Origin of the sequence: Lysinibacillus irui, assembly GCF_028877475.1 — a bacterium.
Lineage (GTDB): Bacteria > Bacillota > Bacilli > Bacillales_A > Planococcaceae > Lysinibacillus > Lysinibacillus irui.
The window spans coordinates 1,414,025-1,435,263 of sequence record NZ_CP113527.1 but is presented as its reverse complement, the minus strand read 5'-3'; the positions used below and the strand labels follow the sequence as shown (position 1 = coordinate 1,435,263).

25 protein-coding genes are annotated in these 21,239 nt (G+C 38.6%); 4 read left to right on the top strand and 21 right to left on the bottom strand.

Annotated features, from left to right (window positions below; translation table 11 throughout):
- Positions 1-102: 102 nt before the first annotated feature.
- The 4 genes from OU989_RS06935 to panB form a co-directional block, all read right to left on the bottom strand.
- Positions 103-660 (bottom strand): hypothetical protein, encoded by a 558-nt coding sequence (locus tag OU989_RS06935; RefSeq protein ID WP_274796387.1) that lies wholly within the window; start codon positions 658-660, stop codon positions 103-105.
- Between the two features lie 412 nt (positions 661-1,072).
- Positions 1,073-1,456 carry an aspartate 1-decarboxylase gene (gene panD, locus OU989_RS06930; RefSeq protein ID WP_274796385.1) on the bottom strand — a complete coding sequence of 128 codons (384 nt, stop codon included), beginning with the start codon at positions 1,454-1,456 and terminating at the stop codon, positions 1,073-1,075.
- Positions 1,457-1,458: 2 nt separating this feature from the next.
- The gene (gene panC / locus OU989_RS06925) at positions 1,459-2,313 is read right to left on the bottom strand and encodes a pantoate--beta-alanine ligase (RefSeq protein ID WP_274796384.1); all 855 of its coding nucleotides are present in this window, start codon (positions 2,311-2,313) and stop codon (positions 1,459-1,461) included.
- Complete coding sequence (gene panB, locus OU989_RS06920) at positions 2,310-3,149, bottom strand: 3-methyl-2-oxobutanoate hydroxymethyltransferase (RefSeq protein WP_274796383.1); 840 nt, start codon at positions 3,147-3,149, stop codon at positions 2,310-2,312. The genes panC and panB overlap by 4 nt, the downstream gene beginning before the upstream one ends.
- 410 nt (positions 3,150-3,559) lie before the next feature.
- On the opposite strand from panB, the gene OU989_RS06915 reads away from it, so the two are divergent.
- The 3 genes from OU989_RS06915 to OU989_RS06905 are packed head-to-tail and all read left to right on the top strand — an operon-like array spanning position 3,560 to position 5,311.
- A complete protein-coding gene (locus tag OU989_RS06915) occupies positions 3,560-3,880 on the top strand; it encodes a PadR family transcriptional regulator (RefSeq protein ID WP_274796382.1) in 321 nt (106 codons plus the stop codon).
- Positions 3,873-4,478, top strand: coding sequence for a DUF1700 domain-containing protein (locus tag OU989_RS06910; protein WP_274796381.1), 606 nt, complete (start codon positions 3,873-3,875; stop codon positions 4,476-4,478). The genes OU989_RS06915 and OU989_RS06910 overlap by 8 nt, the downstream gene beginning before the upstream one ends.
- Entirely contained in the window at positions 4,475-5,311 is an 837-nt protein-coding gene (locus OU989_RS06905) for a DUF4097 family beta strand repeat-containing protein (RefSeq protein ID WP_274796380.1), read from the top strand. The genes OU989_RS06910 and OU989_RS06905 overlap by 4 nt, the downstream gene beginning before the upstream one ends.
- 43 nt (positions 5,312-5,354) lie before the next feature.
- Here the strand turns inward: OU989_RS06905 and OU989_RS06900 are convergent, their stop codons facing one another.
- The 6 genes from OU989_RS06900 to OU989_RS06875 all read right to left on the bottom strand — a co-directional run bounded on the left by OU989_RS06900 (position 5,355) and on the right by OU989_RS06875 (position 10,393).
- Positions 5,355-6,338: a biotin--[acetyl-CoA-carboxylase] ligase gene (locus OU989_RS06900; protein WP_274796379.1), complete on the bottom strand. Its 984-nt coding sequence runs from the start codon at positions 6,336-6,338 to the stop codon at positions 5,355-5,357.
- Between the two features lie 163 nt (positions 6,339-6,501).
- Positions 6,502-7,671, bottom strand: coding sequence for a CCA tRNA nucleotidyltransferase (locus OU989_RS06895; RefSeq protein WP_274796378.1), 1,170 nt, complete (start codon positions 7,669-7,671; stop codon positions 6,502-6,504).
- The gene (bshA, locus tag OU989_RS06890; RefSeq protein ID WP_274796377.1) at positions 7,658-8,803 is read right to left on the bottom strand and encodes an N-acetyl-alpha-D-glucosaminyl L-malate synthase BshA; all 1,146 of its coding nucleotides are present in this window, start codon (positions 8,801-8,803) and stop codon (positions 7,658-7,660) included. Before bshA ends, OU989_RS06895 begins: the two co-directional genes overlap by 14 nt.
- 33 nt (positions 8,804-8,836) lie before the next feature.
- Positions 8,837-9,241, bottom strand: coding sequence for a methylglyoxal synthase (mgsA, locus tag OU989_RS06885; protein WP_274796376.1), 405 nt, complete (start codon positions 9,239-9,241; stop codon positions 8,837-8,839).
- Positions 9,242-9,260: 19 nt separating this feature from the next.
- Positions 9,261-10,058, bottom strand: coding sequence for a 4-hydroxy-tetrahydrodipicolinate reductase (gene dapB, locus OU989_RS06880; RefSeq protein ID WP_274797290.1), 798 nt, complete (start codon positions 10,056-10,058; stop codon positions 9,261-9,263).
- Positions 10,058-10,393 carry a nucleotide pyrophosphohydrolase gene (locus tag OU989_RS06875; protein ID WP_274796375.1) on the bottom strand — a complete coding sequence of 112 codons (336 nt, stop codon included), beginning with the start codon at positions 10,391-10,393 and terminating at the stop codon, positions 10,058-10,060. The genes dapB and OU989_RS06875 overlap by 1 nt, the downstream gene beginning before the upstream one ends.
- Positions 10,394-10,508: 115 nt before the next feature.
- On the opposite strand from OU989_RS06875, the gene OU989_RS06870 reads away from it, so the two are divergent.
- Positions 10,509-11,378 (top strand): YitT family protein, encoded by an 870-nt coding sequence (locus OU989_RS06870; RefSeq protein WP_274796374.1) that lies wholly within the window; start codon positions 10,509-10,511, stop codon positions 11,376-11,378.
- Positions 11,379-11,433: 55 nt separating this feature from the next.
- Here OU989_RS06870 and OU989_RS06865 read toward each other — a convergent pair whose 3' ends face one another.
- The 11 genes from OU989_RS06865 to hisC all read right to left on the bottom strand — a co-directional run bounded on the left by OU989_RS06865 (position 11,434) and on the right by hisC (position 21,221).
- Positions 11,434-12,108, bottom strand: a complete 675-nt coding sequence (locus OU989_RS06865) for a zinc metallopeptidase (RefSeq protein WP_274797289.1) — start codon at positions 12,106-12,108, stop codon at positions 11,434-11,436.
- Positions 12,109-12,168: 60 nt separating this feature from the next.
- Positions 12,169-12,765, bottom strand: a complete 597-nt coding sequence (locus OU989_RS06860) for a lipoprotein heptaprenylglyceryl N-acetyltransferase LhaT (RefSeq protein WP_274797288.1) — start codon at positions 12,763-12,765, stop codon at positions 12,169-12,171.
- 224 nt (positions 12,766-12,989) lie between these two features.
- Positions 12,990-13,763: a menaquinol-cytochrome c reductase cytochrome b/c subunit gene (locus tag OU989_RS06855; RefSeq protein ID WP_274796373.1), complete on the bottom strand. Its 774-nt coding sequence runs from the start codon at positions 13,761-13,763 to the stop codon at positions 12,990-12,992.
- 41 nt (positions 13,764-13,804) lie between these two features.
- A complete protein-coding gene (gene qcrB / locus OU989_RS06850; RefSeq protein ID WP_008181573.1) occupies positions 13,805-14,479 on the bottom strand; it encodes a menaquinol-cytochrome c reductase cytochrome b subunit in 675 nt (224 codons plus the stop codon).
- Positions 14,480-14,493: 14 nt separating this feature from the next.
- The gene (locus OU989_RS06845) at positions 14,494-15,000 is read right to left on the bottom strand and encodes a QcrA and Rieske domain-containing protein (protein WP_274796372.1); all 507 of its coding nucleotides are present in this window, start codon (positions 14,998-15,000) and stop codon (positions 14,494-14,496) included.
- 154 nt (positions 15,001-15,154) lie between these two features.
- Positions 15,155-15,604 carry a DUF2487 family protein gene (locus tag OU989_RS06840; RefSeq protein WP_274796371.1) on the bottom strand — a complete coding sequence of 150 codons (450 nt, stop codon included), beginning with the start codon at positions 15,602-15,604 and terminating at the stop codon, positions 15,155-15,157.
- 140 nt (positions 15,605-15,744) lie between these two features.
- Complete coding sequence (locus OU989_RS06835) at positions 15,745-16,302, bottom strand: ReoY family proteolytic degradation factor (protein ID WP_036123193.1); 558 nt, start codon at positions 16,300-16,302, stop codon at positions 15,745-15,747.
- A 14-nt stretch (positions 16,303-16,316) separates the two neighbouring features.
- Complete coding sequence (locus OU989_RS06830; RefSeq protein ID WP_274796370.1) at positions 16,317-17,585, bottom strand: tetratricopeptide repeat protein; 1,269 nt, start codon at positions 17,583-17,585, stop codon at positions 16,317-16,319.
- Positions 17,586-17,674: 89 nt separating this feature from the next.
- Positions 17,675-18,967 carry a 3-phosphoshikimate 1-carboxyvinyltransferase gene (aroA, locus tag OU989_RS06825; RefSeq protein WP_274796369.1) on the bottom strand — a complete coding sequence of 431 codons (1,293 nt, stop codon included), beginning with the start codon at positions 18,965-18,967 and terminating at the stop codon, positions 17,675-17,677.
- A 59-nt stretch (positions 18,968-19,026) separates the two neighbouring features.
- On the bottom strand, positions 19,027-20,124 hold the full coding sequence (locus OU989_RS06820) for a prephenate dehydrogenase (protein WP_274796367.1): 1,098 nt from the start codon (positions 20,122-20,124) through the stop codon (positions 19,027-19,029).
- Positions 20,121-21,221 carry a histidinol-phosphate transaminase gene (gene hisC, locus OU989_RS06815; protein WP_274796365.1) on the bottom strand — a complete coding sequence of 367 codons (1,101 nt, stop codon included), beginning with the start codon at positions 21,219-21,221 and terminating at the stop codon, positions 20,121-20,123. The genes OU989_RS06820 and hisC overlap by 4 nt, the downstream gene beginning before the upstream one ends.
- Positions 21,222-21,239: the final 18 nt, after the last annotated feature.

The following is a 21,239-nucleotide window of genomic DNA, read 5'->3' as shown; positions in this document are numbered from 1 at the left end:
TTCCATCTCTAGCACAATTTGCGTGACTTTGACACCATTTGTAAAAAGTTTTTTGTGAACAAGCTGCTGCTGCTGGTTGAATCAAATTATTTAGAAAGTTACTCATAATAATACTTCCTCCTTTTTTTTGAATGTAGAATTAGAATTATAAACTAAATTAAAAAAGCTATATACATTTGGTGTTTTTAATATTATTTCATTTATTTCATTTAAATAAATGAATGAAGGGGCAGTATCAATTGAATTTTCAGCAAGAAATTGCCTATCATATTTAAGTATATTGAAATTATAATCATATAGTTTTAGAAAAGATTCTGAATTTTCATCAATATCTTCTACTAATATAAAAATATCTCTATAATTATTTATTTCACTATGGAATTCATTCCAATATATCTCGAAAATCTCTTTGCAATACGGGCAATCTTTACTAATTAGTATTAAAATCTTCGGTTTATATATATCTAATGATTTTTCAAAATGACTACTCATTATAAGCTTTCCAAATTGGAGTGGTGTCATTAATTCATCATTTTTTTCAATACCGTAATCAACTATATTGTTTGTATTATTATTTTTTATTAGTAAAAACATTTTTATTAATAATGTTGTTAAACAACCTAATATAATAATAATGGATATTTTTTCTATATATGACAAATTATTTAACACCTTCCTTTTTTTATTAACTTATATTTACATTTAATTATAAAACATTCCAATTGTCAACAATAAATATAAAAAAATTCCATTTTAATATAAATTTTGTAATCAAAACTAATTTCTTTAATACTTTTAAGATAGAATAATTAGTTGAACTTATTTACATAAATCTTCTACTATAAATTATGAATTTATAATTTTTTTTTAAAAAAGTATAAATATAAATATATAAGTGTTTATTCTAATATAAAATGGTAATAAAAAAGATGCTGCCTATATAAATACAGACAACATCTTCTTCAAAATGACTAATAAAAATTATATATTTCAAAAAAAATCTACTATAAGTCTTTAGGAAATACATCTTACTACTTTTACCTCTTAATCATCATGTAAAGCTACACTGAAATTACATTACTGTTGCCTCTTGCTCATGTGTAATCATTTCTTTAATCCTATTACCCTCACCCATAATAGCAACGGTTGGTTTATGCTCTTTTGCCTCATGATTATCCACATATACATAGGAAATAATAATTACAATATCGCCACGTTGTACAAGTCGTGCAGCTGCGCCATTAACGCAAATTACACCGGAACCTCGCTCACCAGCAATAATATATGTTTCAAAGCGGGCTCCATTATTATTGTTAACGACATGTACCTTTTCATTCGCCAGCATACCTACCGCATCTAAAATATCTTCATCAATTGTTATGGAGCCGACATAATTTAGATCGGCCTGTGTCACTGTTGCACGGTGGATTTTACTATTCATCATCATTCGTAACATCTTTACAGTCCTTCTTTCACAGTAAAAATACAATTATCAATTAAGCGTGTTTTGCCAATATAGACGGCTGCTGCCAACAGGACTTGCTGTGTCGTTGCAGTTACTGGTGTTAGATCGGGGTACGCTAATAACTCAATATAGTCAATTCGGCCATGCGTTCGTGCATGAATATGCGCTTTCGCTTTAACCAGTGCGCGCTCAGCATCACCATTCGCTAAAAAGCTATCACGTGCCAATTGCAAAGCTTCATTAATCGCAGGAGCCTCCTGTCGCTCTGATTCACTTAAATAGATATTGCGAGAAGATTTGGCTAAACCGTCCTCCTCACGCACTATTGGGACTACTCGCAATTCCAATGGGAAGTTAAAATCACGTACCATTGTGGCAATAATCGCAACCTGCTGTGCATCCTTTTGTCCGAAATAAGCCCGAGTTGGTTGTGTTAAGTGGAATAATTTTGAGACAACCTGTAGCACACCATCAAAATGACCTGGTCGACTCGCACCACAAAGAATTGTTGCCTGTTCACCAGCATGTATTCGAATACCACCATCATGCGGATACATTTCTTCCGCACTTGGAGCGAACACAATATCAACACCTACAGATTGTGCTAAAGCGGTATCTCTAGGTAAATCCCGAGGATAGCTTTCAAAATCCTCGTTCGGTCCAAATTGTGTTGGATTGACGAAAATGCTCATAATAACTAGATCATTTTCTGCACGTGCTGTTTTTGCCAATGTCAAATGACCTTCATGTAAATAGCCCATCGTTGGGACAAGACCTATCGTTTTATGAGCCTGCTTTGCTGCATCAATTTCTACTCTTAATGCTTGTATGGTAGTGACTACTTTCATGCTTTGACGCCCCCATATAGCTGATCTAACGCTTCCTCTTTCATTGTGAAGAAATGCTTAGGTGCAGGGAATGTACCCGCTTTGACTGCTTCAACATAGTGAACCATACCAGTACTTGCTTCTTTCCCCATATTAGCAAATTGCTGAACAAACTTAGGCACATGGTGTGAGCCATAACTTAACATGTCATGATAAACCAACACTTGTCCATCAGCTTCTACTCCTGCACCTATACCAATCGTCGGGATCACAAGGCTAGCTGAAACAATTTTTGTTAGCTGATGTGGGATACATTCTAACACGACAGCACAAGCTCCTGCTTCTTCACATTTCTTTGCATCCTCTATAAGGGTAGCAGCCTGTTCTGCCGTTTTTCCCTGTACTTTATAACCACCAAGCACACCTGCTGATTGTGGTAATAAACCTAAATGCGCTACTACTGGAATACCGGCTGATGTAAGTTTACGTATGACCGAAATGACCTCTCCTGCACCCTCAACCTTTAAAGCATCGGCTCCTGTTTGTTGCATCATGTCAACAGCCGTTTTTAATGCTTCATTGACATCGCCATGATAAGAACCAAATGGCATATCAACGACAATAAACGTATTCTTCGCACCACGTCGAACCGCCTTAGCGTGATGCACCATATCCGCTACAGTCACTGGCATTGTAGAATCATAGCCAAGCACGACCATCCCAAGTGAATCACCGACTAGTACCATATCTACACCAGCGTCTTCAGCAAATCTAGCAGCGGGATAATCATAGGCTGTCACCATGACAATTTTTTCACCGGCCGCTTTCATCTTTAAAAAATCTGTAGTCGTTTTCAATTTGTAGTCCTCCTTTTTAAGGGAAGAAAACAGAAAAACCCTTCTGTTTTCGAAAATAGACAGAAGGGTAGTGTTTCGTTCGTCACAAAATACCTCTTGATGAAGTGTTGACAAGAGGCGATAGCTAGCAGCTATGTTGAACGCGTGTTTTCTTCCGTCCCTGTCTGAAAAGATCAAGGCAGATATTTGTTGTATTGGATCTTGCGCTTGTGAAGGTGCCGTTCACAATGGATACTGCCCTTCAGCACATACTATAACAATAATCCTCGTAATCTTCAAATATTATTTTCTTATAATAACAGAATTTATTTTAACTAATTGACAATTAATACTATACGTCATATACTATCCACATACTATACGATATATAATATAAAATGAAATATAAGTATTACATGTGAGGTGGAAAGATGACATTTCAGCTTGGTTCAGCTTTACTTGACGCTTGTGTACTCGCTATTGTCGACAAAGAGGACGCCTATGGTTACTCACTAACACAGCAAGTACAATCCGTCATGGAGATTTCGGAATCTACACTGTACCCCGTTTTACGTCGCTTACAAAAAGCGCATTACTTAACAACCTACGATCAGCCCTATCAAGGCAGAAATAGACGCTATTATCAAATTACAGAGCAAGGACGTATTCGGTTATTAGAGCTATTAAAAGAATGGCAAGTGTATAAGGAAAAGGTTGATTGTGTACTTTTAGGAGGGAAATTAGATGGATAGAGCTAGCTATTTGAAACAGCTACGAGGCAAATTGCGTCGGCTTCCTGCGCATGAGTTTGACTCTGCAATTGCCTATTATGAGGAATACTTCGAGGAAGCAGGAGAAGAAAATGAGCAACAAGTTATTTCACAACTTGGCTCTCCTTCACATGTCGCCTCACAAATATTAGCTGATTTCGCATTGAAGGATTTGGATACCTCCTCGGCAAAATCGACAAAAAAGAATATATCGGCTATTTGGCTTATTATTTTAGCCATCCTATCTGCGCCTCTTTCATTGCCATTACTTGCTACTGCAATCGCACTTATTTTTTCATTTGGCGCAGTCATTGTCAGTTTAATCTTCGCTATTATCGCTACAGTCATTAGTATCTTTGTCGGTGGTTTTGTGGCGCTTATATCTGGCCTCCTGATTTTAACAGAGCATTGGCCTACCGCTCTGCTCTTTATGGGTGTCGGATTGATTGTAACGGGCTTAGGTGTCCTACTCTTTCCTATTGTCGCTCGTTTTATCAAGAAAACGGTTCTTGTCTCAGTTGAAACATTAGGGAGACTATTTCACAAAATAACAAAAAAGGGAAAGGGGGCTTCTAAATGACATCAAAAAATACGCTAATTGCTATGACCATGATTGCTTTAGGTATTTTACTTGCACTGGTCGGCTATTTTTCAGGTGGTCGCTGGTTTATTGAAAAAGATGCAGAGGGTCTTCACGTACCAAGCTCTACTAAATTAGTAAGTCATTCTCACAAATTAGATGCATTTACAAATATCAAGATCGTAAATGAATATGGCGATATTGATATTGTTGCTAGTGATAACGACTATAAATTAGACACAAAGGTCCTTAAGCAGCAGGATGTGACCTATCATATTGAAGATGGGACTTTAACGATTGAAACCGTAGCGAAGAAAAAGAGTGATTTCCAAATTGGCTTTGGAAGCTTTTCATCTCCTTCGATCAAGCTCTATGTACCAAAGGATGCAAATATAGATGCTGTTACTATAGATAGCGACTTCGGTGATATAGCCATTCACGAGCTACATTATCAGCAGCTTAACCTAGTGCAAGATTACGGAGATGCTACCTTTACCAACATAATTGGTAACAACACAGAGATTACTCAGTCCTTTGGTGATTTGACGCTCCAACGCCTTGCTAGTAACGGTATTAGTATTAAAAGTGAACATGGAGATATCAGTATAGATGGGACATTAAATGGTCAATCAACCATTACGTCAAGCTTTGGTGATACGACCCTTCGCTTACAAAACAAACAATCTGACCTAGGCTATAACTTCATAACAAGCTTCGGTGATCTCACAATTAATGACGAAGAACAAAGTAGTACAGTTACTCAAGTAAACAATGGTAATGATCAGCTACATATATCTTTATCACAAGGTGATTTAGATGTAACTTTCAAGTAAATGAAGAAGCTGCAAGAACAAGACGTTCATTGCAGCTTCTTTTTTATATAATTTTGATGTCACCTGCATAAATCGTTCGTATTGTCCCATCATCTTGGGTAAGCTGGAGGACGCCATCGTCTGTAATTCCACTAGCAACCCCTTCAAAACGTTCTCGTAATGTTGTCACCTCAATACGTTGACCAATGGTACAGGACAATTGCTGCCACAGTGTTTTAATACTTGCAAAACCTTCATTTACATAGAGCTCTGTAAATTGTTCTAAATAGTGTAAAATGGAGGCCACCAATGCTGCCCGATTGATTTCTTCGCCAGCTTCTAGACGTAGAGAAGTAGCAATATCTGCAATATCAGGTGAGAAATCAGTAGCCTGTTGATTTGCATTTATGCCAATGCCAACAAGTAAAGCCTGAACAAGATCTGCCTCTGCCTGCATCTCTGTTAATATTCCAGTACACTTTTTGCCATTAATCAACAAATCATTTGGCCATTTAATTAATGGTTCTACATGCTCATATAATGTTTTGATGGCCATCGTTACCGCTACTGCCACTACAAGTGTATAAGAGGATGCCTGCTGGGGTGTCACATCTGGACGTACGATAATCGTCATCCAAATTCCTGTGCCATGTGCCGATTCCCAAGGACGAGCCATTCGACCACGACCTGCTGTTTGCTCCTCCCCAATGATAATCGTTCCATGTGGAGCCCCTTCTTGGGCAAGCTTATGTGCAATAGTTTGTGTAGAATCCACTACATCGAAATAATGAATTTCACGACCAAAATGCTCGGTCTTTAAAAAAAGCTCGATTTGTGTTGGATTCAAGCTATTTGGTACGCCTGTCAAAACATACCCCTTTTTCTTAATTGTTTCAAATGTATAGCCTTCCTCCTGTAATGTCTGCATGTGCTTCCAGATTGCCGTCCTTGAGACACCAAGAGAATCTGCTAGTTCCTGACCTGAAACAGCTTCACCATCTGCAGCTAGTATTCTTTTTAAAATTTCATCCTTCATCGAAATTGTCATCTTCACATCAATCCTTTAGTCAACTGTGCTATTTTTTATGTACCTATTTTGTCTTTATCATACTGTAAATTAACGTAAATGACTACCAAAGAAAAAAGCCGTCCCACATTTTTGAGACGGCAATTTGCTGTATATAATATGGCTTAAAGTAAGTGAAGCCTTTCTAGAAATAGTGTAGCTCCAGCCAGTTTCGTATTTGTTGTCGATCATTTTGAAGCTCATGATGAAGAATGGCTGTCAGCATGTCCTCCAAGGCTTCTTTTACCCAAGGTCCACCTTTTTTTCCTGACCATTTCAGTAAATCTGCCCCATTCACCACTAATTCTTGCTTCTGTTTAATGGGTAGCATTGCCTGTAACTCTCTTACAGACAGCTGAGGTATAGGAGCGTCCAATTGAGTCAGCTGGGCAAAATAGCGTGCCGCCTCTAGCTCCTGCTCTGTGTACATAAAATAATGTGTGTTTGTCCATCCACCTTTTAGAGCATCATAGGCACTTAAAACCGATTTGACAAACGCCATTTCTTTATTTGATAGTCGATAATCTCGCAAAACCCCTCGCCAATCTGTCCCTTGCAGTAAAGCAAAATAGGCCCAGCCCAAGCGCTTGTCCTGTGTATGAAATTCAAGCCAATGCGCAGCATGAAAATCTCCTATTAAATAGGCAGTCAAACCGCTTTCCTCTAATTTCTGTAGACCACCAAAAACTGTTTGTCCTACCCAAAGCTTATCCAGCTCTGCTTTTATACGTTCTTTTGCAATAAAAGCCAGATCAGCGGCTTTTTGTTGGATGGCTGTCAATGTATTTGCCTCGATTGTAAAATCAAGCTGCGCGGAAAAGCGAATCGCTCTCAGCATCCGTAAAGCATCTTCTGCAAAGCGATTTGGTGCATCACCAACAGCTCGAATAATATGCTTGTCGATATCTTGAAGCCCACCGTAATAATCTACAAAAGAACCGTCACGACGCATAGCAATGGCATTCATCGTAAAATCACGACGTTGTAAATCCTCTTGCAAGGAACGCACAAACTGTACTTTTTCTGGACGGCGGTGGTCCGTATATTCCCCATCTGTCCTGTAGGTAGTCACTTCAACAGGTCCAGCGGGCACGATAACAAGTACCGTCCCATGCTGAATCCCAATATCAACTGTCCGTGGAAAGACAGATTTTACTTCTTCAGGCAAGGCATTTGTTGCAACATCTACATCATGGGCAGGCCGATTGAGTAAAGCATCTCTTACAGCCCCACCAACAATAACAGCCTCAAATCCTGCCTGTTCTAGCTGTTCGATTACAAAAAAGGCTGCCTGCCATTCATTATTGTTTTGCATGATTTCTTTCCGCAACCTTCTCATACAAATTTTCATATTGTTTAACAATTTTTGTTGAATGGAATTTTTCACTTACTGCACGAATGGCCGCTTCTCGGAAACGCAATAGTTGTTCTTCATCTTGCAATAATTGAGTAGCATACTCAGCTACTGCATCTGTATCCCCTAATTCAACAATATAGCCATCTACGCCATGTTCAATGACTTCTGGGATGCCACCTACATTGGACCCAATACAAGGTACACCACAAGCCATTGCTTCTAATAAAACCAGTCCAAACGATTCCTGCTGTGAAAGTAATAGTTTCAAATCACTAATCGCATATAATTCAGCCAAGTTTTCTTGTTTTCCTAAAAATAAAACATCCTTCATATAGGGACTTCCCTTTACTTGGTCCATAACACGATGCTTTTCAGGACCATCTCCAACTAGTAGGAGCTTTGCCTTCATGTTTGCACGAATTTTCATAAAAGCATCTACAACATGTGGAAGATTTTTAATTTTACGGAAGTTAGATACATGTATGAGGACTTTTTCATCTTCTTGAATACCAAATTGCTCTTTTAAGTTTCCTGAATTACGAGGGAAGTATTCACGTTCATCCACGAAATTATAAATCGTTTCAATTGGTTTTACTGTATCAATTAACTCATAGGTTTGTTCTTTTAATGCTTGTGACACGGTTGTCACAATATCAGATTTATCAATTCCATACTTAATGGCCTGTGATAACGTAGAATCTTGCCCCAGCACCGAAATATCTGTGCCATGAAGGGTTGTGACGATGCCAATATCTCTACCACTCATTTCACGTGCTAATACCGCACATACTGCATGTGGAATGGCATAATGCACATGCAACACATCCAACTCTTCATCCTTTATGACGTCTGCCATTTTACTCGCTAATGCAATATCGTATGGAGAATATTGAAACACTGAATAATTATTAACTTCGACTTCATGGAAAAAGACGGTTGGATAAATTTTATTCAATCGAAATGGTACGCTTGAGGTAATGAAATGAATTTCATGTCCTCTTTCTGCAAGCATTTTGCCTAATTCTGTTGCAATGACACCAGAGCCACCAACTGTAGGATAACAGGTAATGCCGATTTTTAGCTTTTTCATTCGATGATCATCCTTTCTAAATCACGTCTTTTATTAATTGCGTCTTTCTTGTATCAGTCTCCAATCCACAAAGCCCTCTTGTAGGCCTTTTAGTAATATTTCTGCTGTTCCCATATTTGTCGCCAGTGGCACTTGGTAAACATCACAAAGACGGATAAGTGCAGAAACATCTGGCTCATGTGGTTGTGCTGTTAATGGATCACGGAAAAAAATAACCATGTCCATATCATTATTGGCAATCATAGCGCCAATTTGTTGGTCGCCACCAAGTGGCCCTGAGCGAAAACGCGTTACCTCTAAGCCAGTAGCCTCGATTACACGTTGTCCTGTTGTGCCGGTAGCATAAAGCGTATGTTCATGTAAAATATCTTGGTAAGCAATAGCAAACTGTACTAAATTATCTTTTTTACGATCATGTGCAATCAATGCGATTTTCATATAGCTTCCATCCCAATCTTTAGATGATGTTTTCTAAACCATAAACAAGCTGATCCATTTTCATAACCTCTTCTATGCAAAAGGCAACACCTGACATAAAGGAGTTTCTGTTTAATGAATCATGACGAATCGTTAGTAGCTGCCCATCTCCTCCAAATAATACTTGCTGGTGTGCCACTAAACCAGGTAAACGGACGGAGTGAATGCGCATGCCATCAAAGTCTCCACCTCTTGCACCTTCAATGGTTTCTTTTTCTTCTGGATGTCCTTGCGTCTTAGGCGTACGAACCTCTTGTATTAATTGTGCCGTTTTTACTGCTGTTCCTGATGGTGCATCAAGCTTCTGATCATGGTGCATTTCAATAATTTCTACATCTGGCAAGTATTTGGCCGCTTCTTTCGCAAATTTCATCATCAGGATAGCGCCAATCGCAAAGTTAGGTGCAATAATACAGCCTAACTCTTTTTCTTTAGCCATGGCTGATAATTCCTCTAGTTGTGCGTCTGTAAATCCTGTTGTACCAATTACAGGTCGGACATTTAAATGCAATGCTTCCTTAGTATGCTTGTATACTGCATGAGGGTTAGTTAAATCGACTAACACATCGGGTGCAGTTGCTTCTACAAGATCATGCATTTCTGTAAAAATAGGTATCGTATAGCTTGCTGGAAACATATCTAAATCAGCTAATGTTTTTCCTACTTCCTTATAATCTAGTACAGCTACTAATTCCATTTTGTCATGTTTCATGACCGTATGTACAGCCTCAGCTCCCATTTTTCCTCTAGCTCCCGCAATAGCTACACGAATCGACATCATTCTTCATCCTTTCTAGTCCAGCGATCCTTATCTCTAGTTTCAAATTTATGTATGACGCGTAAAAGTGCTTCATCTAGTTTAATACCTTGTGCATTTGCAAAGCATACTAGTACAAAGAAAAAATCTCCTAGCTCTTCTTCGATACTATTTGTGTCCTCTGTACTCTTTTTCTTTTTTTGTCCGTAAACATCTTGAACCTCGCGTGACAGCTCACCTAATTCCTCTGTTAAACGCGCAAGTAGCTCGAATGGTGGGAAATATCCTTCCTTGAATTGTCCTATATAATCATCAACACGCTGTTGCAATGCTTGCATTGATAGTTGCTCTGTCATAAAAATCACACTCCTATTTACCATCGTATAAAATTTACACCATTGTTGTCAAAACCAATAAAATGTCAGATAATAGATAACACAACTTCATTTGTTTGGAACTTCAGGAGGTCAAATGCTAAAACAGATTAAAATTCGCAATATTATCGCAATTATGCTCGGAGCTGCCATTTTCAGCTTCGGCTTTGTTCACTTCAACATTCAAAATCAGCTAGGTGAAGGTGGACTAAGTGGGATTACTCTCATCCTTTATTTTACACTAGGTTGGGATCCCGCCTTAATGAACCTGTTATTAAATATTCCCATGTTTATTATAGGTTATCGATTGCTTGGAAAAAAATCATTTGTTTATACACTTGTAGGCACTTTATCTGTATCTCTTTTTCTAAAAATTTTCCAAAAATATCAATTTACCATTCATTTAGAGGACGATATGCTACTCGTTGCCCTTTTTGCTGGTGTATTTGTTGGTCTTGGTCTTGGTATTGTTTTCCGATTTGGCGGCACGACAGGTGGTGTCGACATCTTGGCGCGACTTGGACATAAATACTTTGGATGGAGTATGGGTAAGACAATGTTTGTCTTCGATGCCATTGTTATCATTCTTTCGTGGTTAACTTTCTTAGATGCACGTTCTATGATGTATACACTAGTAGCTGTATTTGTCGGTGCACGTGTCATTGATTTTGTACAAGAAGGTGCCTACGCTGCACGTGGTGCTTTAATTATTTCTGAAAAGTCGGGTATGATTGCTGAAACAATTGCCTTAAGAATGGAACGAGGTATCACCATTTTAGAAGGTCATGGTCATTTTACTAAGCAACCTAAAGAGGTAATATACTGTGTAATTGGCCGCAATGAAGTTGTACGTTTAAAATCAATTGTCCATGAAGTTGATCCTCACGCATTTGTTTCGATAATAGAAGTTCGAGATGTTGCGGGTGAAGGCTTCACGCTAGATGACCAAAAGCAGCCACTTCATTAAGCATACGAAGATAAAAAACTTGCTATAGTGGTGTACCACTATAACAAGTTTTTTCTTAGTCGTCGCTACGCATATTTGTGAAAATTAATATTAAACGTAATAACTCAAGTACAGCTACTGCTGCCGCTGCTACATATGTGAGTGCGGCTGCACTTAACACCTTTCGAGCTGGACGTTCTTCTTCGTTAGTAATGATACCTAATGAATTCATTTGTACTAACGCACGCTTCGAAGCATCGAATTCCACTGGCAGTGTCACTAATTGGAAAACAACACCTGCTGCTAATAATATGATACCTAACAGCAATAAATTCGACATACTCGTAAAAATACCAACCATCACAAAAAGCCAAGACATATTGGAAGAAATGTTTGCTACTGGAACGAGCTTACTACGTAGTGTAAGCATAGAATAAGCTTCTTTATGTTGGATGGCGTGACCTACCTCATGGGCAGCTACCGCAGCACCTGCAACACTCGCTTCATAAAAGTTACTTTCCGATAAAGCAACTGTTTTGGTTGCCGGATTATAATGATCAGACAACACACCTTGCGTTGGCACAACTCGTACATCATATAGTCCGTTCGCATCTAGAATCGCACGCGCTACTTCTGCACCAGTCTGTCCCTTCATTGTACGTTGTTTTGCAAACTTTTTATACGTGCCTTTTACCTTCATTTGTGCGTAAAGTGGCAGCAGCATAATAATAACAAAATAAACGATATACATGCCTGTTGACAATATCCTAACCCCTTTCTACCTCGATACTATAATTCTATAATTTATACCCTAATTCGGCAAATATTTGCGCCATCTAATTGAGAAAATTGCAAGAAAAATACATGCAATTGATAACCAAAACGTGAAGTAGCCAATATAGCTTGTGTAATCGGCTAAATCTCGATACATAGGCATTTGACCAAATACATAGTCAATAACATCGTTATGGAGCGTCCATACAGCAGCTATAGCTACATGCCAATAAGAGAAAACATATTTCTTCATATATAATATGGCTTGAAAAGCCATTGCAAAATGCGATCCTACAAGCATCCAGCCTTGCCAGCCTATCGTTCCTGTTTCAATTAATGACCAAATATTCATGACATCTGCCCAAAGGCCATACTTTACCAATGTAACGAGTGCCAGCACTTCCATGAGTGGCCAGCTTTTACCCATAATCCAAGCTATCAGCACAAAACAAAAGAAAAGACTTGCTGTCGGACTATCTGGCACAAAAATATAAAAAATAGGCTTTGTAATGGCTAACTGCCATCCATACCAATAATAGCCATAAATTGTACCTAGTAAATTAATAATTAATAGCGCGATTAAAAAAGTTTTATGAGTAAGAAGAAACCAAATATTTGCTCTTGTTAATTGCATCATCATCAACTCCTTCCTCTTTTTAAAAACATTCAGTATGTATAGCTTTGAGACCTAGGATATGTTATTTTTTTGATTTAATTCGCTTATTAATTCCTAGATTAAACGGCTTTTCGACATTTTTCGCTAAAATTCTTTACACACGGGAACCTTTTAGTTTGGCTTTCAGTCCCATTACTATAACAAGGTAGAAAAAAAGAGCCAGTTTCCTGACTCTTTTACTATTACTCTGCTTTTAAGCTTTCGATGAATTCAGCAAGTTTTTGAAGATCTTCATCTGAACCTGTCCATAATCCTGCTGGCATTTTACCACTTTCAGAACCATTATGAGCAATGTCCTTAATTTGATCAGCTGTTAAACCTGTGTTCATTAGAGATGGCGCACCTGCTCCACCTTCTAAGCCTTCACCGTGACATGTAATACATGCAGAACCAGCATAGATTTTATAACCTTCTGATTCTTTATCGAACTCTACTGTTTCAACGATTGCACCCATAGCTTTTTGAGCTTCCCAGTCGTGGTTAACAACTGACTCCCAAGTTAGGTAGAACATAGCAGCCAAAGTTAATAACATAAACGCAGTCGGTAACGGACGTTTAGATGGACGACGTTCTGGACCCTTGTCTAAAAATGGCATTAATAATAGCGCTCCAAATGCAAGACCTGGAATTACAAGAGTCCCTATGATTTGGTATGGACCAGAAGCAAATGAGTATTTTAAAAGTTGATACATAGATAAGAAGTACCAGTCTGGTAGTGGTGTATATGCTCTAGTTGGGTCTGCCGGCCCTTCAAGTGGCGATGGATGAGCAACTGTTAATAATAAATAAGCAATTAAGAATACAGCACCAACCATCCATTCCTTCAGTAAGAAGTTTGGCCAGAAAGCTTCCGTCTTACCTGGATATTCGGAATAATCCTTTGGAACGTTCGGCATTCTGTGATTCGCTTTAATACGAGAATCACCAACAAATTTCATTCCTTTTCCGCGATGCATAGTGTCCCCTCCTTTTAAAGATCATCGAACCGTCAAGACAATTACAACGGTCCTGAAATTCCTTGGCGACGAATCATGATAAAGTGCGCTGCAAGTAACCCAAACAATACTGCAGGTAAGAAGAATACATGAATCGCAAAGAATCGTGTTAACGTTTGAGCACCTAGAATCGTTGTGTCACCCGCTAATAATACTTTAATCATTGAACCGATAAACGGTACAGATGCAGCAATTTCGATACCTACTTTAGTAGCGAACAATGCTTTCATATCCCAAGGTAATAAGTATCCTGTAAAGCCAAGACCCATCATTACACCAAAAATACCTACACCAACCATCCAGTTTAATTCACGAGGTTTCTTATAAGAACCTGTAAAGAATACACGAAGCGTATGTAAGAACATCATTACGATTACTAATGAAGCTCCCCAGTGGTGCATACCGCGGACGATTTCACCAAATGCTACTTCGTTTTGTAAATAATAAACTGATTTCCAGGCATTCACAACGTCTGGTACATAGTACATTGTTAGGAACATACCAGATAGAATTTGTATAACTGTAATGAAGAACGTTAATCCACCAAAACAGTAAACGAATGCTGAAAAATGGTGTGCAGGGTTTACGTGCTCAGGCACTTCGTGGTCAGCAATATCACGCCAAATCGGTGTAATATCTAAGCGTTCATCGACCCAATCATAAATTTTATTTAGCACTGTTTTGTACCCCCTTACTTAACTAGAGTGTTTGCTTTAGTTGGACCAATTGATAAGTAACCATCTTCTTCTTTAACTTCATATTCATCCAACGGACCTGTAGGTGGTGTTCCTGGTACATTTTTACCGTTTTTCTCGTAACGTCCAGCATGACAAGGACAGAAGAATTGTTCTGGGTGTGCTGAATCTCCTCCCCAATTCACCATACATCCTAAATGCTTACAAACAGGAGATAAGGCTACTATTTGGTCGCCATTTTTGTATACCCACGCTACATTTGTAACATCCGATTTGTACCATGCATCAACTTGTTCGAATGAAAAGTCAACTTTAACAGGTTCTTCAGTAATATCAGCGATTTTATGCTCCGTTTTTATGAAATTCCCTCCATCATGTTTTTGTAACACTGGATCAATTGCAAAACGAAGCATTGGCATTAGCATACCTGCCGCCATAAATCCACCTACACCAGTTAGTGTATAGCTAAGAAATTGACGACGTGAAACTCGATTATTACTCATTATTTTCCCCCCTCTAACTTAAAGGTCAGTCCAACGGACATACTTTTACAAATAGTAATACTAGGACATATATATGATATATCAAGTCCATAGCTTGGTCAATATAGCATTCTGTGGAAAGCTGGAGAATGTGAACATTTATTGAAACTAATTGTTAAATCTGTGCCCATTTGGTCGAAAGCATCGGAATCACTTGTCGTAGTTGATCTTCCAGAATGGATTTTTTCACACTGGCATCCATACTTTCTAATGGAATAGCTGGTAACCAAATAATATTTACTATATCCCCACTATTTGTCCAAAAATGGTCACAAGTAATGAAGAACACATGCTTAAATCCAGCATTATGTAATTGTGCTTCTAATTGCTGTGGTAAATCTTCGTTTTTTAAAGTTGTCATATAAGAAAATGGTGGCATGACTAGTAAACGGCCTTTGAACTGTTGCTCTATAAATGAAGTTAAAGACATAACAAAATCTACTTCCGCACCACTCTGTTTCATTTTTTCAGAAGATAGATCAATGGATACGAGTGGAACAATTGCAGTATCAATGAAATCCTTCTGTGCCATAAACGATGTCACATCGTTTGCATTAAAATACATCCAACAAACCTCCTTTTATTGCAAAATAAAAATCCCTTATCCACTCTTCAATAGGATACCCAATTAAAAGTGAAAACAATCATTCACTAGTAATGTTACCATATTGAAGTGGATAAAGGACATTCAAATTTTACCTATGATTAACGTAAATTGGCCGTTTCCTTTAGTGCTTGTAACAAATTAGACAATTCATAAAAACGCTCTTCATCTCCCTGGTCGAGGGCTTCATCAATTTGTGCGAGTAATTTTTCTTCCTGGAATACGAGTAAGCTATTGGAAAGCAGCTCTTCTGCCAGTAAACGATCTTTTTCACTGACTAACAGTGTTTCTGGCATATAAGGGTTTTCTTCGAGAACTGCTAAGTATTGTGCACTTGGTGGTATATTTGGAAAATTCAATTGTATATACATATCTTCTTGTTCATGTAGTCGTAAATCATGGAAAGACTTCTCAGCATCTGCCGTCATTACATTGCCTTTATAGAAACGAAAAGGCACACCTGTTGAGTCTACTGTCGACATCACCATTGCCCTAGGACAATAATGAGCTTCTTCCACAAATCGGATTCTTTTTAATAGGTCATCATTACTTAATAAGTAATTTAAAATCCATACACACTCACGACGTTTCAATTGATAATTTTTTAAAAACCATCGAACAAATGCTTTTTTATCAACAACTGATACAGAAGCAGTCATACCCACTCCCTCCTTTACTCAAATTCTAAGGTTTCTAACTTCTCTTGCCACTCTGGTTCACCCGGTTGAATGTTGATTAATTGTCCAAGAACCTCTTTTGCCTCTGAACGTTTTCCTTCCTCTAATAAGAAGTAAACATATTTCTCTAAAAATGTTGCGTCTTCCTTAAAATCATTATATGCCAAACGGTAAAATTCGTATGCACGGTCGTACAATTCTAAATTTTCATATGCTTCTGCCGCAAAAGGATATAATGCGCTCCATTCAAAATCATTTTGCTGTAAAGATTCAAATAATTCAATAACATCCTCATGGCGCTCTTGTTGGCCTAACACAGAAATAAGTGCCAGTACCGCTTCCATATATTCAGGATCAAGCGCTATGGCTTCTCTTAGGTGTTGTTCTGCTTCTTCTGGTAAACCATTTTTCAATGCCATTTTACCAGCAAATAAATAAAGTGATTTATCATACTCATCGCGTTTTAATCCCTCTTGAATGGCAGCATAGGCCTTTGAATTATCCTCTGTCATAGCGTAGCTTTCAGCAAGCAATAAATAGGCTGAAAAATAATCAGGATCTAATTCCTTTAATTCCTCTAATTGTTTAATAGCCATCTCGTATTTTTGTGATTGAAAGGCAGAATAAGCGGCTCCAAATAAAATATCTGGCTTTACCTCATCCTCAAGAGCCTTTACATAATAATCGAAAGCTGTTTCATAGGCTGCCCCTGCTCGGTACACCTCGGCCAATCGTTCAACCAGTTGTATCCCAGCGAATTCCTCTTGCTGTTCATATAGTTCCTCATATAATCTTGCTGCCTCTAAAAAACGTCCTGTTTCAAATAACAGCTCTGCTTTTGCAAAATGTAATAATGGCTCGTCTGGTAAAATCACTAATGCTTCATTTATACGTTTTTCTGCCACCTCAAATAACCCTTGCATTTGATAATAATCAGCTAAAACTAATAAAGCTTGAGGATATTCTGGTGATGTTTCTTCGATTTCTAATAATAATTCTAATGCTTCATCTTCATCACCAAGCTCCATTAATACATTTGCACGATCTATTTTTAACTGTGCCTCTTCTGGGAATAAAAATTGTAAATGCTCCAGTACACGGTCAGCTTCTTTCATATACCCATATTGCATAAAAATCTCAGCAAGTGCATAAATCTCTTCGGGTAGCTCCTTCATTAAAAATGATTCTAGTAGCTGATCTATTAATGCTAAGTCTCCTTGTTCAAGTGCTTGCATCATTTCAGTCATCGCATTGTTCACAGTCATTCACCTATTCTTTCATTGATACCTTTATGCTACAAAACATTTACCTTTGAAACAAGAAAAAACTCCCCAAAAGCTTGGAGAGTCTATCTTTAATTGTTCCTCACTGCCTCAACATGCTCAAAGAAAGATGGATAGGATACAGCAATACATTGTGCATCATCTAACGTAACGACTCCATCCGTTACTAAAGCCGCGACCGCTCCCATCATGCCAATACGATGATCACCATATGTTTGAAGGTTTGCTCCTTTTAAAGGTGTTGGTCCATTGATAATCATACCGTCTTCTGTAGCTTCAATCTGCGCACCAAGCTTTTTCAATTCCGTTACAACAGCCGTAATACGGTCCGTTTCTTTCACTTTTAGCTCCTCTGCATCCTTAATAATAGTTTGACCGTGTGCTTGTGTAGCTAGTAATGCTAGAATCGGAATCTCATCAATTAAGCGTGGAATAATATCTCCCTCAATCGTTGTAGCTTTTAACGTAGATGTTGCTATTTGAATCGTTGCTGTAGGTTCAGCTTGATTATCATCATTTGGCGTTATGGTCATCGTTGCTCCCATTTTTTGCAGAACCTCGATAATGCCATCACGTGTTGGGTTGATGCCAACATTATGAAGGGTTATTTGACTATTTTCGCAAATTGCTCCTGCCACTAAGAAAAAGGCTGCTGAAGAAATATCTCCTGGAACAGAAACATGTGTCCCCTTTAGAGCTTGTCCTCCTTCAATTGAAACAACCCCATTATCTACTGCAACATGCGCCCCAAATTGACGTAGCATTCGCTCTGTATGATCTCGAGATACTTCCATTTCTCGAACTATCGTTGTTCCATTTGCACGCAAGCCCGCTAGTAAAATAGCAGACTTCACCTGTGCACTTGCTACAGGCATATTATAATCAATGGCTTGTAGTGTCGTACCCTGAATGGCAAGTGGTGTATATTGCCCGTCTGCACGCCCTGTAATATGTGCTCCCATTTGACGCAGTGGATCTATGACACGTCGCATTGGACGTTTTCCAATAGATGCATCACCTGTCATCACAGTGTGGACAGAAGATCCGGCTAAAATGCCTAGCATTAGACGTGTTGTGGTACCAGAGTTTCCTGTATATAACACTTCTGATGGCTCCTGCCAACTATCCATACCTGGACTATGGATGGTTACATTTGTTCCTTCCACCTCAATATCAACACCTAGCTTTCGGAAACAATCGATGGTACTTAAACAATCTTCTCCTAATAAAAAGCCCTCTACTGTTGTAGTCCCACTTGCAATGGCACCAAACATCACAGAGCGGTGAGATACAGATTTATCGCCTGGGACAGTTAAAGCTCCCTGTAAAGATGGCTTATTGTATTGCAAAACTTTTTCACTCATGAACTTTCTTCCCTCCAATATGAAGATAGAAAGCGCCGCAATACCGACGCTTTCTTGAACTATGAAATATACGTTTCGAAATTTGCTCGTTTTTGAATACATGCTGCAGCACGTTCACGATCGTTTTCACTTTGAAAGCTAATGACTAAAATACCGAAAACATCTTCCCGTGATTCGACGATTCGTAAATTCGTAATACTAATTGCTTCATCCGCAAGAAAGCCCGTCACTTCCGAAATTACACCAGGATAGTCGGGAACATCCACATATAAGTCAAACGGTGTGTACATTGCCCCTGCACTAATCGGTAATTCATCTCTCAGTTCTTTAGCAACAGAAAAATAGTTTTCAATGTCCTGCGAAGAACCATTCGTCAGCAGCTCCTTAATACGAGTCATTTCTTTTTCCCAGCCCTCTAATTGCGTGAGTAGCTCCTCACGATTTTGTAGCGTAATATCTCGCCACAAAATCGGATTGGAAGAGGCGATTCGTGTAACATCACGAAAACCTCCAGCTGCCAAAGAACGTGTCATTGGATATTCCCCATTTTCCCCACCTAATTGATGTACAAGTGAGGCTGCGATGACATGTGGGAAATGACTTACTACAGCTGTCATATGATCATGTTCACTGGCCGAAACGCTAACGACTTTTGCGTGCGTAAACTTTAGTAAACTTTCAAGCTGCGCCATATGAATAATTTCTTCTCCAGCGAGCGGTGTAAGCATATAGTATGCATTTTCAAATAAATGCGCCTTCGCTGCCAACACACCACTTTTATGTGAACCTGCCATTGGATGTCCTCCAATAAACGTTATGCCAAGTTCACGTAATTCGCTGGCTTTTTGCATAATTAATTTTTTTGTACTCCCTGTATCTGTTACGATGACTTTATTTTTTAACGGCCATGATTTTAATTGCTCCATCCAATCAAGCGTTGCATTAACAGGCGTACCAAAGATAATAATATCAACTTCAGCAGCAACAGCTTGCGGATCTGTCACAATTTCATGCACAATATTCAATGTTTTCGCTTGTTCACGTGTTTGAGCATCCATATCATAGCCAATGATTTTTGTTTCAGGTGCTTTTTGTAAGGCAAGGGCTATGGAACCGCCAATTAATCCTAGCCCAATAACGAGTACTTTGCGTGTCATGCAAATACTCCTTGTTCCTTTAACACTTCGTCAAGTTGATTCAATAAGGCTGCATTTTGCGCCTCTGTACCAATTGTGACACGGATGAACCCTGGTAATCCTAGAGCATTGCCACTACGGACAATAAATCCTCTTTTCATAAGCTCATGGAAGACAACATCACTATCAGCATGTGTATCAAAGAAAATAAAGTTCGTATTAGATGGGTAGTATGTTAAGTTATGCTTTTCACAGAATTCTACATATTGCTTTTTACCGATTTCATTCGCTTTGCGACATGCTTCAATATAATCTTGATCACTAAGAGCAATGGCCGCAACAGCTTGACTTAAAATCGTATTATTAAACGGTGAGCGGACAGGATCGAGCTTAGCAATAATGTCCGGTTGCCCTATTGCATAACCAACTCGGAATGCTGCTAGTCCGTACGCTTTAGAGAAAGTACGTAATAAAAGAACATTTGGATATTCATCAATAATAGGTAGCGTATCTTTATGATCAGGATGTGTAACATATTCAATGTACGCTTCATCCAATACGACAAGTACATCACTCGGAACTTTGGCGAGAAAGGCACGTAATTGAGCATCTGGAATGACAACCCCTGTAGGATTATTCGGACTACATACCCACAAAATAGATGTTTTGTCATCGATTGCAGCTGCCATAGCATCTAAATCATGAGCGCCTTCAATACAAGGAACTTTACGTACTTCAGCCCCTTCAATTTCCGCATTATGCCAGTATTGAGAGAAGGAAGGGTCAGCCATTATCGTATTTACCCCTGGATACAACAGTGCACGAGTAATAATAGCAATGATATCATCAGATCCGTTACCAAAAAGAAGTTGTGTTTCTTGAACACCAAGATGATTCGCAACAGCCGTACGTAAATTTTGTGCGTAGCCATCAGGATATAGTGCATGATTCACTGTATTATTTTGTAAATAAGCGGTTACCTTAGGTGAGCATCCGAATGGATTTTCATTAGATGCCAATTTAATGACTTCCTTTAAGCCGTATTCACGCTGAACTTCTTCAATTGGTTTGCCTGGCTTATATGCTTGCATACCGTCCAATTGTTGTTTCCACTTCATTTAAAACATCTCCTCTAC